This window comes from Pantoea sp. IMH (assembly GCF_000599885.1).
Classification (GTDB): domain Bacteria; phylum Pseudomonadota; class Gammaproteobacteria; order Enterobacterales; family Enterobacteriaceae; genus Erwinia.
The window spans coordinates 686,222-701,012 of sequence record NZ_JFGT01000005.1 but is presented as its reverse complement, the minus strand read 5'-3'; the positions used below and the strand labels follow the sequence as shown (position 1 = coordinate 701,012).

Annotated in this window: 9 protein-coding genes; 6 read left to right on the top strand and 3 right to left on the bottom strand. The window is 56.5% G+C overall.

Annotated elements, in window-relative coordinates:
• Positions 1-15: 15 nt before the first annotated feature.
• Complete coding sequence (deoR, locus tag EA20_RS0111600; protein WP_024966985.1) at positions 16-792, top strand: DNA-binding transcriptional repressor DeoR; 777 nt, start codon at positions 16-18, stop codon at positions 790-792.
• A 100-nt stretch (positions 793-892) separates the two neighbouring features.
• Here the strand turns inward: deoR and EA20_RS0111595 are convergent, their stop codons facing one another.
• The gene (locus tag EA20_RS0111595) at positions 893-1,840 is read right to left on the bottom strand and encodes a 2-hydroxyacid dehydrogenase (RefSeq protein WP_024966984.1); all 948 of its coding nucleotides are present in this window, start codon (positions 1,838-1,840) and stop codon (positions 893-895) included.
• Between the two features lie 306 nt (positions 1,841-2,146).
• Between EA20_RS0111595 and ettA the strand changes: the two genes are divergently transcribed.
• Positions 2,147-3,814 (top strand): energy-dependent translational throttle protein EttA, encoded by a 1,668-nt coding sequence (ettA, locus tag EA20_RS0111590; RefSeq protein WP_024966983.1) that lies wholly within the window; start codon positions 2,147-2,149, stop codon positions 3,812-3,814.
• Between the two features lie 92 nt (positions 3,815-3,906).
• On the opposite strand, the gene EA20_RS0111585 is transcribed toward ettA, so the two are convergent.
• Positions 3,907-4,803, bottom strand: coding sequence for a LysR family transcriptional regulator (locus tag EA20_RS0111585; RefSeq protein WP_024966982.1), 897 nt, complete (start codon positions 4,801-4,803; stop codon positions 3,907-3,909).
• Between the two features lie 97 nt (positions 4,804-4,900).
• Between EA20_RS0111585 and EA20_RS0111580 the strand changes: the two genes are divergently transcribed.
• Positions 4,901-5,902, top strand: coding sequence for a zinc-binding alcohol dehydrogenase family protein (locus EA20_RS0111580; protein ID WP_024966981.1), 1,002 nt, complete (start codon positions 4,901-4,903; stop codon positions 5,900-5,902).
• A 311-nt stretch (positions 5,903-6,213) separates the two neighbouring features.
• Here the strand turns inward: EA20_RS0111580 and EA20_RS0111575 are convergent, their stop codons facing one another.
• Entirely contained in the window at positions 6,214-9,285 is a 3,072-nt protein-coding gene (locus EA20_RS0111575) for an autotransporter outer membrane beta-barrel domain-containing protein (protein WP_038381665.1), read from the bottom strand.
• Between the two features lie 1,084 nt (positions 9,286-10,369).
• Here EA20_RS0111575 and ascF point away from each other — a divergent pair.
• From ascF to EA20_RS0111560, 3 genes are all read left to right on the top strand, one after another.
• Positions 10,370-11,836, top strand: a complete 1,467-nt coding sequence (gene ascF, locus EA20_RS0111570) for a PTS cellobiose/arbutin/salicin transporter subunit IIBC (RefSeq protein WP_024966979.1) — start codon at positions 10,370-10,372, stop codon at positions 11,834-11,836.
• A 12-nt stretch (positions 11,837-11,848) separates the two neighbouring features.
• The gene (locus EA20_RS0111565) at positions 11,849-13,276 is read left to right on the top strand and encodes a 6-phospho-beta-glucosidase (protein ID WP_024966978.1); all 1,428 of its coding nucleotides are present in this window, start codon (positions 11,849-11,851) and stop codon (positions 13,274-13,276) included.
• Positions 13,277-13,627: 351 nt separating this feature from the next.
• On the top strand, positions 13,628-14,647 hold the full coding sequence (locus tag EA20_RS0111560; RefSeq protein WP_024966977.1) for a LacI family DNA-binding transcriptional regulator: 1,020 nt from the start codon (positions 13,628-13,630) through the stop codon (positions 14,645-14,647).
• Positions 14,648-14,791: the final 144 nt, after the last annotated feature.

Genomic DNA, 14,791 nt, shown 5'->3' with positions numbered 1-14,791 from the left:
ATCAGGAAAAATGACATGGAAACCCGGCGCGATGAACGCGTAAATAAGCTGGCGCAGGCGCTGAAGCGAACAGATAAGATCCATCTGAAAGAAGCCGCTCAGCTGCTGGGCGTTTCTGAGATGACCATCCGCCGGGACCTGAACGAACAACCCTCTTCGGTGGTGTTGCTTGGCGGCTACATCGTCTGCGATCCCAAAAGCGCGCAGAGCCACTATTTTGTCTCGGATCAGCAGGCGCAGAATGTCGACAAAAAGCGCCGCCTTGGACAACTTGCGGCACAGCTGATTGAACCTGGCGACACGGTGTTTTTTGACTGTGGCACGACCATGCCTTGGGTCATCGATGCGATTGATAATGCCCTCTCCTTTACGGCCATCTGCTGTGCCATGAACACGTTTCTGGCGCTGAAAGAGAAGCCCGCCTGCAAAGTTATTCTTAACGGCGGCGAGTATCACGCCGATAACGCCATTTTTACGCCGCTGGGCCAGGGTTCGGTGATGGACAGCCTCTGCCCTGGCAAAGCCTTTCTCTCTGCGGCGGGTATCGACGCCGTTCAGGGTGCAACCTGCTACAACCTGAATGAATTACCGATGAAGCATCAGGCGATGCAGCGTGCCAGCCACACTATTCTGGTCGCGGACAGCAGCAAATTTGGTAAAGTGCTGCCCGCCCGCATTGGTGAACTGAGCGCATTCAGTACGCTGGTCAGTGATGAAGCCCCGCCGAAAAAACTCGTACAGCAGCTTACGCTGTCAGGCGTCAACATTTTCGGTGGAAAGCCTGAGCGCTGAACTTTTCGCTGAAGCGGTCAGCGCCAGCCTTTTCGGTGGAAGGCCAGACCGGTGAGTTCTCCATGAAGCCGCCAGGGCGAATGCTGGCCGCGATGGCAGGTTACGCCCAGCGGTTCAGGATCGTCTCACCATCACGCAGGCGGCGCAGGTTTTCACAAACCCCTTGCACATTGCCCGCCAGCGAATTATCCGTAACGCCGCCCACATGCGGCGTGGCGATAACATTCAGGGCAAAAAGCCGCTCCTGCGGGTCCGGCGGCTCCTGCCAGAACACATCCAGCCCCGCGCCAGCCAGATGTCCGGCCTCCAGCGCCCCCAGCAGCGCCGCTTTCTCAATTAGTCCACCCCGCCCCAGATTGATTAAAAAACTGCCTGCTTTCATTCGTGCCAGTGCGGTTTCATCAATAATATTCTGCGTCTCCCTGTTATCGGGCAGGCTCAGGACAACAAAATCCGCTTCGCTCAGCAGCACAGGCAGTTGCGCCATATTGCCCAGCCAGTCGAGCTGATGCGCTTTGGCAAAGGCGGCGTCAGCCGTCCGCTTTACCCCCATCAGCCGCACGCCGAAAGGCGAGAGCCGTTTCGCCAGCGCTTTGCCGATACCGCCCATTCCCACCAGCCCTACAGTTTTGCCGCTCAGTCCCAGTCCCACCGGCAGACCAAGCTGGCGGGTCGCGATCATATCGGGCAGCTCACGCGCTCTGCGCGCCAGCCCAATCATCATCCAGATGCCGAGTTCCGCCACCGAGTCCGCATTGCCTGAACAGTCTGAGGGCACATTAGCTACCTGAATGCCGAGCGCTTTGGCACTGTTAATATCCACACTCTCCAGCCCGGCACCCGCCTGCTGAATAAGCTTAAGCCGATCGGCCGTTTGGAGCAGCTTATCGCCGATCTGCGCCATACCCGGTATCAGTGCATCGTACCCCGCCAGGCTTTCAGCGGCGTGTCCGGCAGAGGCGATAAATTCCACGTCAGGCAGGGTCTGGCGAAACTGCTGGATCATACCGCCCCAGGCATTTTCCTCTGCGGCTATCAGAACTTTCATGATTATCTCCCTGCTTTATAAGGCAAAAATTCAGCATAGTGGTCAGCGGGCGAAAATCAAACAGCGTCAGGCAAAATCTGCCCCGGCAGGCTGCTGTAACGAGAGAGCGACGGGACCCCCGACGCCACCGTTATCCGGGAGACGGCTGGCTGTGGTTTGTACGCCGGATGTGATATCAGCATGACGGAGAAAGGATATCGGCCGGACACGGCTGTGATTACCCGAGGAAACCAGCTAAACTTGCCCATCTGAGCGGGCGCTTTTCTGCCCCATTTAAAACACAGACACCAAGAGGCTCATCCTAACGTGGCTCAATTCGTCTATAGCATGCATCGCGTCGGCAAAGTGGTTCCGCCGAAGCGTCATATTCTGAAAAATATCTCCCTGAGCTTTTTCCCGGGCGCCAAAATCGGCGTACTTGGCCTGAACGGCGCGGGTAAATCCACGCTGCTGCGCATCATGGCCGGCATCGATACCGATATCGAAGGGGAAGCGCGCCCACAGCCCGGTATCAAGATCGGCTACCTGCCACAGGAACCGCAGCTGAATCTGGAGCATACCGTTCGCGAATCGGTAGAAGAAGCCGTCGCCGAAGTGGTGGGCGCGTTAAAACGCCTGGACGAGGTGTACGCGCTGTACGCGGAAGAAGATGCTGACTTCGACAAGCTGGCGGCTGAACAGGGCCGCCTGGAAGAGATCATTCAGGCGCACGACGGCCACAACCTCAACACCCAGCTTGAGCGCGCCGCCGATGCGCTGCGCCTGCCGGACTGGGAAGCGAAAATCGCTAACCTCTCCGGTGGTGAACGCCGCCGTGTGGCGCTTTGCCGTCTGCTGCTTGAAAAACCCGATATGCTGCTGCTCGACGAACCGACTAACCACCTGGATGCGGAATCCGTCGCGTGGCTGGAACGCTTCCTGCACGACTTCGAAGGTACCGTGGTCGCGATTACCCACGACCGTTACTTCCTGGACAACGTGGCAGGCTGGATCCTGGAACTGGACCGTGGCGAAGGCATTCCATGGGAAGGCAACTACTCCTCCTGGCTGGAGCAAAAAGATGCGCGTCTGGCTCAGGAAGCCTCAAGCGAAGCAGCACGCCGCAAATCCATTGAGAAAGAGCTGGAGTGGGTTCGTCAGGGCGCTAAAGGCCGCCAGTCCAAGGGCAAAGCCCGCCTGGCGCGCTTTGAAGAGCTGAACAGCAGCGACTACCAGAAACGTAACGAAACCAACGAACTGTTTATTCCACCTGGCGCACGCCTGGGCGATAAAGTGGTGGAAGTCACTAATCTGCGTAAATCCTATGGCGACCGCCTGCTGATCGACGATCTCTCCTTCTCTGTGCCTAAGGGCGCCATCGTCGGCATCATCGGCCCGAACGGCGCCGGTAAATCTACGCTGTTCCGCATGATGTCCGGCCAGGAGCAGCCAGACTCTGGCAGCATCGTGCTGGGAGAGACCGTTAAGCTCGCTTCCGTCGATCAGTTCCGCGACAGCATGGATAATTCAAAAACCGTCTGGGAAGAAGTTTCCGGCGGTCAGGATATTATGCGCGTGGGCAACACGGAAATGCCGAGCCGTGCCTATGTGGGACGCTTTAACTTTAAAGGCGTCGATCAGGGTAAACGCGTTGGCGAACTTTCCGGCGGTGAGCGCGGTCGTCTGCACCTCGCCAAACTGCTGCAGGTCGGCGGCAACATGCTGCTGCTCGATGAACCTACCAACGACCTGGACATTGAAACGCTGCGCGCGCTGGAAAACGCCCTGCTGGAGTTCCCGGGCTGCGCGATGGTGATCTCGCATGACCGCTGGTTCCTGGACCGCATCGCCACGCATATCCTGGACTACCAGGATGAGGGCAAAATCGAGTTCTTTGAAGGTAACTTTACCGAATACGAAGAGTATAAGAAGCGTACCCTGGGTGCCGAAGCACTGGAGCCAAAACGCATCAAATACAAGCGTATGAGCAAGTAAGGCTCAGGGCGGGGCATCGTGCCTCGCCTTTTTTTATCTCTTTCCCTTATACGACTTGCCTGAGAGGTGCGTTGCCACCGTGACTCTTCTGCTTACCGGTAATAATCCCGGAACACCGGCGACTGCAGGGCGAACTCCACAAACCGGCCCAGCGCGGGTGAATTCAGCTTCCGGCCCGGATAAACCAGCCAGAGTTCGTTTCCTTCCGCTTTCCACTCCGGCAGCACTTCCGCCAGCGAGCCTTCCGCAGAAAGATCGCCTGCCAGAAACCGGGGCAGCAGCGTGATACCAGCCCCTTCGTTTGCGCACTCCCTTGCATAGATAAGGTTGTCGGTCATATGCGTAGGCGGTAGCAGCCAGCGATAATATTCTTCATCTCGCTTCAGCAGCCACTCGCTCCAGGCGTGGTGGGCAATACAGCGATGTTCCGCCAGCTGGCTGGGATGCGTGATGGGCGCATGTTTTGCCAGATAGGCTTTTGAGGCGACCAGCACCCGTTCACAGTAACCGACGCGGCGTCCGATAAGTGACGAATCCTGCGGCTGGCCAGTTCGCAGCGCGACATCATACCCATCCTGCACCAGATCGCGCATTTCGTCAGAGACGGAAACCTCCAGCGTCACGTGCGGATACGCCTGCTGGAAAGCGACATTCAGCCGCGCCAGCAGCGTTGCGCCGATCCCGGCCGGAGAAGTGATCCGCAAACGTCCGCTGGGATTGTCGAGCAGCTGCTGTATCGCCAGATTGGCGCGCTCGCTGGCCTGCAGCATCTCCTGACAGTGCACAAGATAGCGCTCACCGGCAAAGGTCAGATTCAGCTGCCGGGTGGTGCGGTTAATCAGGCGCAGCCCCAGCTTTTGCTCAAGCTGACTGATACGCTGACTGACGCTCGATTTCGGCACGCCGGCACGTTTCGCCGCCCCGGTGAAGCTCTCGCACTCGGCGACCAGCGTAAACAGGGCCATATCCTGTAGCTGTTTAAACATTATTGTTCACCTGAAACGAACACTCCATTCATTATTGTACATCTTATCAATAGTTTCATTAGCCTCTACACTCAATAACACAACCTGAAGGAGAGACGCTATGACTATCCGGGCTATTGCCATTAATCCAGAAAACCCGCAGCAATTTATTGAATTTCAGCCTGAAAAACCATCAGCGGGCGAATATGATCTGCTGGTGGAGGTGCGTGCTGCCTCCGTCAATCCGGTCGATACCAAAGTGCATAAAGGCGCGCAGAAAAACGGGCTACAGGCGCCGCGTATTCTTGGCTGGGATGCGAGCGGCATCGTGCGTGAAGTCGGCAGCAAGGTCGAAGGCTTCAGGCCCGGCGATGAGGTTTACTATGCCGGCGACCTTACCCGTCCGGGCAGTAACAGTACTTTTCAGCTGGTGGACTCACGCATTACCGGACGTAAACCTGCCTCGCTAAACTGGGCAGAAGCGGCGGCGATCCCCTTAACCGCGCTGACCGCCTGGGAAGGCTTGTTTGATCGTCTGCATCTCGATCGTGCAGAGGAAGGAAAAACGCTGTTGATCGTCGGCGGCGCAGGCGGCGTGGGATCGCTGGCGATCCCTTTCGCCCGTCTGCACAGTAAGGTAAAGATCATCGCCACGGCATCACGGCCTGATTCTGCGCAGTGGTGTCGCGATCGCGGCGCCGACCTGGTGATCGATTATCACGATATGCCTGGCGAACTGGAAAAACAGGGCATCAAACAGGTCGACTACATTTTCTGTCTGAATGATACCGACGGCCACTGGGAAGCGATGGCAAAACTGATTGCGCCGCAGGGGCACATCTGCACCATCGTCGAAAATGCAAAGCCGCTTGATATGGAACAGCTTAAGCTCAAAAGCGCCGCGCTGCACTGGGAGCTGATGTATACCCGCAGCATGTATAACACGCCGGATATCGCACGTCAGGGGGAGATTCTGGATGCCACGGCGAAGCTGCTGGACGACGGCAAGATCACCACGTCACTCAGCAAAACGCTGGAAGGTTTAAGCGTGGAGACGCTGACGGAAGCGCACCGGCTGGTGCTTGAAGGCCATATGCGCGGCAAAGTGGTGATGGTTTACTGATGGCCAGACGGCCCAACTGGCGCGATTCGTCCGTGAGCGAAGCGTAAACATGTTACGCGCGCTGGCGTAGGTGTAAGCCGGGAACAGGAAGTGTGGCCTCCTGCCCCGGTGCTTTGCCCCGTCAGACGCTGGTACTGCGATCGCCCAGCATCTCCTTCACCAGCCCCCAAGCAGCGCAGAAAGCGTTCGTCGTAGCTCTTCTGCCCACATGCTTCCCGGACTGTCACTGCACATGTTATACAGCAGAGCGTCAGCCATAACCTGAAGACATAAAAAAGGGCCGCAAGCGGCCCCCATGGTTGATATCACACTCAGAAGTTCCAGCTGAAACCAGCGTTGACGCTGTTATCCTGGTAGTTTTCCGAGAGCAGGCCGCTGTAGCCCAGGGACAGATGAGAGTTTTGATTCAGCGCGACTTCCGCGCTGGCCTTAATAACCGCGCCGTCGCGTGAGGCGGAGACGCTGTTTACCACGAACGGCGTGCTGCTGCCGTTAAACTTCAGCCCGGTTCCCCGATCCAGATCGCCATACTGATGCTGCCAGCCCAGTTCGCCGCGCAGCGCGACCGCCGTGCCCTGACTCACTTCCCATTCCAGGTCGGAGCGCAAACCCAGCGTGGAGAGCGTGGCGTCGGTGTGCTGCTTATCGCCATGCAGTGCCGCCGCTCCGCCCTGTTCAGCGATACGGTTGTTCTGGAAGTTAACATAAGAGAGGTTGGCGAAGGGTTCGACATTGACCGGACCCACCGGGATGCTGTAACCCGCTTCGGCAAAGAACTGTTCGGTACGGGCGTTGTACTTAGCGCTGGCCCGATCGTACTGGTTGCCGTAGGTAACGGATCGTTCAGTATCGAAGCGGTGCCAGGTGTAGCCTGCGCCCGCACGCAACGCCAGCGCGCCATACTCTTTACCGCCGTAGACCGCCAGGTGGTAGTTATCGCTGTCGGCATTTGAACCGTAGCCGCCGTCGAGCGAGGTGCGGGTATAACCGGTGGCCACGCCGATACGAGCGTTGTCCATCAGCGTCGAATCCAGCCCCAGCAACACGCCGTAAGTTGAAGCCTGATAGCCGGTGGCGCTGGCGTCGCCGGAAGCGTGATCCCACGCGCCCAACAGTTTCGCCCAGGAGCCTCCCTCATCAGCTTTGATCTCCGGCGATCCGGCCAGCCCTTCCGCCTGGCGCAGACGATCGTTCAGCGTGTCACGCAGATAACGGCTGTCGTTAACCTGTGCCGACGCGATATCGGCGTGGACCTGGCCCGCAAGCTGCTGGAATGCCTGACGCGCTTCGCCAGGCGTTCCGCTCAGCAGCAGGCTTTCATAGACCGGATTGCCCGCGCCCAGCGCTTCTGCCGCCACCGCGACTGCCCGCTGATTAGCAGATTCGGCGACGCTGGCGAAGGCGACGTCGTTGCGGCCCACCGCCAGCGAAAGCTGATTATCCTGATAGTTGAGCGAGGTTCCCACGAAGGCGAAAGCATATTCCGGCAGTAAGCTGTCGAACTCGCCGCTAATTCCCTGCTCCGCCGTCAGAATGTTGTACCGTCCCGTCAGGCTTTGCGCTTCGCTCTGGCTAAGCAGGTTGGCGCTGTTTTCCAGCGAGACTAACACTTCCCCGCCGTTAATGGTGATGGCGCTGGCGCTGGCTATACGGTCGCTGCGTCCGTCGGGAGCAACTTCGACGGCGTAACGCGATCCTTCTTCAAAGGTCACATCGCCGTTGACGTTCAGCGTGCCGATCGAGTTGCCCGGCGCAACGGTACCGCCGCTGGCGACGGTTAACGATCCTACGCTTCCCGAGCCGCCAAGGATGCCGCTCTGCTGTACCCTGACGTCTGACGTCAGCGATCCGTTGACCGCCAGCAGGCCTGCATTAACCAGCGTTGGCCCTGAATAGGTGTTGGTGCCGGTGAGCCAGAGTCCTCCGGCGCCCTCTTTGGTCAGCCCGCCGTGGCCGGAAATATCGTTAGACCAGAGATCGAAACCACACTGTATGTCATTACAAATTCGCGCATAAGGCGTGCCCGCATCCACCGTTGCGCCGGTGCCGGGGATATTGGCGACGAACTGAGAAGGACCATAGGCGACGCCTTCCGGGTCCGGGACGCGCAGCGCTTCTGGGATATCTTCAACGGTATAGAACATACCGGGTCCGTTAATCGCTTTGCTGAGGTCAATCATCCCCCAGCCGTACAGCGCATCGATGCCTGGAGCGCCCATATCGGTTGCCGTGGTTTTCAGCACCTGCGCCACCTGTGCGCCGCTCATATAGGGGAAGCGCTCCATTAATACGGCTACGCTGCCGGCTACGTGCGGAGCCGCCATTGAGGTGCCGCTGTATTTGGCATAGTCGGTGGTAAGGTTATCAAGACTGGTTCCCTCAATCACCGAGCTGTAAACACGGGAGCCAGGCGCTGAGACGCAGAAGCTGGCGGTATAACCGCACTGGGAAGAGAAGTAGCTTACGCTGTAAGGCACGCTGTTGGTTGACGCCTCATCCTCCGCAACGCTGGCGACCGACAGCCAGTTGGGCGCGATATCCGGCACGAAATAAGCCAGCCCCGCCATCGCGTCAGGGTTATTGAGGTTGTAGTCATTACCGGCAGCAAAGATGGTGACGATGCCGCTGCGGGCCGCATCAATCGCGCCCTGATAGGCGCCGCCCGGTACGGTGCCGAGGATTGTTTTGATTTGATCGAACTGTTTCTGCGCATCGGCCACGGTGAAATGCGGGTATGCCGGATCGCTGCCGCCCTGAGCGAATTTTTCGGTAATACCGATGCCCCAGCTGTTGTTGATAATGCGCACGCCGCTCTCTCTGAGCTTGTCCCAGCCCGCTTTATAGACCGCGCCATCGTTGCCAAGGACGATGCCATCCTCCGGGCCGGGATCGCCATTTTCAGCACTGACTATTTGCGCATCATAGGCGACGCCGTGCATGGGGCCGCCGTCACGACTGCCTGCCGCGATGCCGGCCACATGCGTGCCGTGCGATCCCAACGTACCGTCAGAATCCACGCTGGGGGTGCCGTCATAGCGGAACGCATCACCCGCTTTTACCGGAATATAAGGGTCGGTGTAGGCGCGTATGCCTTCGGTCACCAGGTTAATCACTTTATCGGTGCCGGAAAACTCCGGATGGGCGGCGTAAACAGACTGATCGAAGATGCCCAGCTTAACGCCTTTGCCACTGTAACCGGCAGCATAGGCTTTATCTGCGTGAATCGCGCCCAGCCCCCATTCCGCTTGATATTCACTACTGCGCCAGCTTGCCGGATTACCCGGAGCGCCTTGTTCGATATAACTGACTGCCGCAGCCTGACCGACCGAGCCTAGACATACCGCTACTGCCAGCACGCTTAAACGCGCGCGCCGCCCTTCCATCCCAGACGGCATTGCACGCTGAGGCTGAGACAACTTTCTGCTTTTCCTGACCATTGCCAATACCACCCTTTATTAATTTTCGGACAAGGATTTTTTAAATTATTCAATGTGTAAAAAATTGACCGCATTAAGCGAGCCGGTGTGAATATCAGTTTTGGCAGACAATTTTTATTTCCGCCAGTAACAAAAGGAAATATAACGACCTAAAAAGGTGATTTCCTTCATATTATTTTCATATATTTTACGCCGTTCGCTCTTGAGAAAATTTGAGTTAAGTAATCAAGAGTTATTTCGGGATAATATATTAAGAATGATCCTAAAAATGAGGTTTTTCGGCAGAGGGCAGAATTAATCACATGAGGGTAATTATCGAGTCGAAATAGTTTCTTAGTGATTTTTTAGTGGGTAATCTGTATAAAGATATATCCCTAATACCTTGATAAATATATCTAATAAAAATTCATTAATATAAAAAACTTATTTTTTATATTTTTAAAACCATTACTTCTTACCGCCTGCGGGTGGCATAATAAAATTCAGAATAAATCCTTTTTTTCGACCTAATCAAAAATATCAATGGATAACCGTAAAGGTCATTTATGGGATTTTAGGGAGCGGTCTTCAGCTCCGGCTACCTGCGTTGCCGTGAAAGCACCACGCTGTTTTCGACCATGAATTTTGTTAAGTGGTGTTATAACTGCCAGGAATCCCGCAGGATGGGAGAAATCCCGGACGGCTAATAGCCTGCTCCTTCCGCGCAGGATAAACTTTTCTGCCAGCCCATCACTATCGGCTTATTTTATCCTGCCAGGCCTGGTCAGGATGCCAGCCGACTCCCCTTCTGAGTTCCACTTGCCAAAACTGAAAGGTGTCAGCACGCTTTTGATCACAAATTATTAATTACAAAAAAATAGTTATTGATCTTATTTTGTCAGTTAATCAATCTTATGTGAAACCGGTTACCTAGATTCACCCATCATGAGAACGAAGGCTATGACAGCCTCTGCTCTTAATTAATTCTATGAATAATATATAAAAACACCCTGCGATAAAGGTGCGTCATAACACAAGAGGTTTCATACTCATGTCAAAGAATTACGCGGCAATCTCGCGCGCTATCGTCGATGCAATCGGTGGTGGTGATAACGTGGCGACGGTAACCCACTGCATGACGCGCCTGCGCTTTGTGCTTAACGACAACGGCCAGGTAGATGCCGCCACGCTGAAAAAAATTCCCGGCGTCATGGGCGTGGTGCAAAACGATAACCAGTGCCAGGTCATCATCGGCAATACCGTCTCGCACGCTTATGCCGAAGTGGTCAGGTTACTGCCGGCCAATATGCAGGCACGGCATGCCGATCCGCAAAAAGGAAAACTAACCCTGCGGCGCATCGGCGCCGGCATTCTGGATGCGCTGATCGGTACGATGTCGCCGCTAATTCCGGCGATCATCGGCGGGTCGATGGTAAAATTACTGGCGATGATCCTTGATATGGCTGGCGTATTCCCAGAAGGATCCTCCACGCTGACGATCCTGAACGTCATCGGCGATGGTGCCTTCTTCTTCCTGCCGGTGATGGTAGCCGCTTCCGCAGCGGTAAAATTCAAAACCAATATGTCGCTGGCGATCGCCATCGCTGGCGTGTTGCTGCATCCAAACTTTATCGACCTGATGGCGAAAGCCGCGCAGGGACAGGCGGTCGACTTCGCTGGCGTGCCGGTGACGGCGGTAAAATATACCTATACCGTTATTCCCGCGCTCTGCATGACCTGGATCCTCTCCTGGATCGAAAAGTGGGTGGACAGAATCACCCCGGCGGTCACCAAAAACTTCCTTAAGCCTATGCTGATTGTCCTGATTGCCTCGCCGATCGCTATTCTGCTGATTGGACCGCTTGGCATCTGGATCGGCAGCGGCATCTCAGCGGTGGTCTATACCATCCATCATTACCTCGGCTGGCTCTCTGTCGCCATTATGGGCGCGCTCTGGCCGCTGCTGGTGATGACCGGCATGCACCGCGTCTTTACCCCGACCATTATTCAGACCATTGCGGAAACCGGCAAAGAGGGGATGGTTATGCCCTCTGAAATCGGCGCCAACCTGTCGCTGGGCGGATCGTCGCTGGCGGTCGCCTGGCGCACGAAAAATCCGGAACTGCGTCAGACCGCACTGGCCGCCGCCGCTTCCGCCATCGTTGCCGGGATCTCCGAACCTGCGCTGTATGGCGTGGCGGTACGCCTTAAGCGTCCGCTTATCGCCAGCCTGATAAGCGGTTTTGTCTGCGGTGCGGTGGCGGGCGTCGCCGGGCTGGCAAGCCATTCGATGGCGGCGCCGGGCCTGTTTACCAGCGTACAGTTCTTCGACCCGGCAAATCCAATGAGCATCGTCTGGGTATTTGCCGTGATGGCGCTGGCCGTGATTCTCTCATTTATCCTTACTTTAATTTTGGGCTTTGAGGATATTCCGGTAGAAGCAGAGACAACAAGCGAGGCGACGACCGGCCAGCCTGCCGCCTGGTCTACCGATTCTCAGCCCGTAAAAACGTATTAACAGAGGACGCATATGGAAACCAAATTTCCCGCAGGATTTTTATGGGGCGGCGCCATCGCTGCAAACCAGGCCGAAGGCGCCTGGCGTGAAGGCGGCAAAGGCGCGGCGACGGTAGATATGCTTCCGCACGGGCCGGCACGTCTGGCGGTTAAGCTGGGCCAGCAGCCGCGTTTTAGCTGGCGTGACGATGAGTTTTACCCCAGCCACGAGGGGATCGATTTCTACCATCGTTATAAAGAGGATATCGCGTTGATGGCGGAGATGGGGTTTAAGGTATTCCGTACCTCTATCGCCTGGAGCCGTCTTTACCCGCAGGGCGATGAGCTGATGCCGAACGAAGCTGGCATCGCTTTTTATCGCGATCTGTTTAACGAGTGCAAAAAATATAATATCGAGCCGCTGGTCACGCTGTGCCACTTCGATGTTCCGATGCATCTGGTCAAAGAGTATGGCTCCTGGCGCAACCGCAAAATGGTCGACTTTTTTAGCCGCTATGCGCGCACCTGCTTTGAGGCCTTCAATGGCCTGGTGAAATACTGGCTGACCTTTAATGAAATTAATATTCTGCTGCACAGCCCGTTTTCCGGTGCCGGGCTGGTCTTTGCCGAAGGGGAGAATCAGCAGCAGGTCAAATATCAGGCTGCCCATCACGAGCTGCTGGCCAGCGCGCTGGCGACAAAAATCGCCCATGAGGTGAACCCGCAAAATCAGGTGGGTTGCATGCTGGCGGGCGGCAATTTCTATCCCTGGTCCTGCAAGCCGGAGGATGTCTGGACGGCGCTCGAAAAGGATCGCGAAAACCTGTTCTTTATTGACGTGCAGGCCCGTGGCGCTTATCCGGCGTGGACTCAACGGATGTTCCGCGAGCAGGGGATCGCCATTGAGCGCCAGCCCGAAGACAGCGAGATTTTGCGCCACACGGTCGATTTCGTCTCTTTCAGTTATTACGCTTCCCGCTGCGCCTCTGCGGAGATGAACAGTCAGAATACCAGCGCAGCGAACGTCGTTAAGTCGTTGAAAAACCCCTATGTCGAGGCCAGTGAATGGGGCTGGGGCATCGATCCGCTGGGGTTGCGCATCACCATGAATATGATGTACGACCGCTATCAGAAACCGTTGTTTCTGGTGGAGAACGGGCTGGGCGCTAAAGATACGTTTAACGCTCAGGGCGAGATTGAAGATGATTATCGTATCAGCTATTTACGCGGGCATATTCGTGCGATGGCGAAAGCGATCGAAGATGGCATTCCGGTTATGGGCTATACCAGCTGGGGCTGTATTGATCTGGTTTCCGCCTCGACTGGCGAAATGAGCAAGCGTTACGGTTTTGTCTATGTCGATCGGGACGATCGTGGGCAGGGGACGCTGGCGCGCACGCGCAAAAAATCGTTCTGGTGGTATAAAAAGGTGATTGCCAGCAACGGCGCAGATCTGGATTAGTTTACCGGCAGACCAGGCCGGCTCTCTCTCCGGTCTGGGTCGGCCCTTACTTTTGATCCTGCCGGGCTTCGCCAGCTAACGGCAAGCCACCCTGCTAAAGCAAGGGAGCGGCTTTGCGCCGTGGCGTAAAGCCTCCGCGTCAGGGAAAGCGGGACAGCAACATTGATAATAAACGTTAATCCCCCGCCTGCGGCTGACTGCCCGCCGCCAGCCAGAGCATGCAGCAATGCGCTGAACGTTCCGCGACCGTTCAGAAAACCTCAGCCGCTGCCCGGACGCCTGCGACATAATCCGCAATCTTTACGCTAAAAGCGTTTAGTATAGAGCGACCAGCCAAAGCAGGAAAAACCGATGTCAACGATGCAGGAAGTAGCGAGAAAAGCGGGCGTCTCCAAGGCGACCGTCTCCCGCGTACTCTCGGGGAAAGGATACGTTAGCGAAGAAACCCGCAAACAGGTCTTCGCGGCCATTGAAGCTGCGGGCTACCGTCCTAACCTGCTGGCGCGTAATCTCGCCACCAGCAAATCTCAATGCATCGGCATGGTGGTGACCAATACCCTCTATAGCGGCAGCTACTTCAGCGAAATCCTTTCCGGGGCGGCTAAAAAAGTGGAAGAAAGCGGTCGCCAGCTTATCCTTGTTGACGGTAAACACAACGCGCAGCAGGAGCGCGAGGCGATAGAATTTCTTCTCGATCTGCGCTGTGACGCCATCATTTTATATCCGCGTTTTCTCAGCATTGCCGATCTGGACGATATTATCGGGCAAACACGCCAGCCGGTTATGGTCGTGAACCGAAGGCTGCGGAAGCATCCCAGCCATTCCGTCTGCTGCGATCATAAAGCGTCATCCTTTAACGCCGCGCAGGCGCTGATCGCACGCGGTCACCGGCGCATCGCCTTTATTACCGGATCGCCCGACTCCCCAACCGCGCTTGAGCGTCTCGCCGGTTATAAAGACGCGCTGCACCATGCCGGCCTCCCCGCTGACCCTCAACTTATCGTCGCAGGCCGGTGGACGCCCGCCTGCGGTGCGCAGGCCGTCAGGCAGCTGCTGGAGCACGACATCGCCTTTAGCGCACTGATTGCCAGTAATGATGATATGGCGGTGGGCGCGCTAAAGCAGCTCAACGCCGCCGGACTCAGCGTGCCTGAACAGGTCTCGCTGCTGGGTTTTGACGACATCCCCGTCGCGCCTTTCCTGCAGCCTGCGCTCGCAAGCGTCAAAGCGCCGGTAACCGGGATGATCAATGAGGTGATTAACCGCCTTATTTCCATGCTGGACGGCGGCGACATGACGGCCCATAAGGACTTTACCTGCGGGCTGATTCTGCGTGAATCGGTGGCTAATGCCGCCGCGCCGGAAAAATAACGCCTGCGGTGGGGCCTGCCGAAAGGGGAAATGGGTTATTAACCGTTTGCCAGCAGTCCGCTGCACGCGCTGAGCGGTAAGACGCTCTCGCCGCAGGCGGTTCCGGCCGGGCCGCCTGCGCTTTTTACAGGGCGGTCAGTGTCA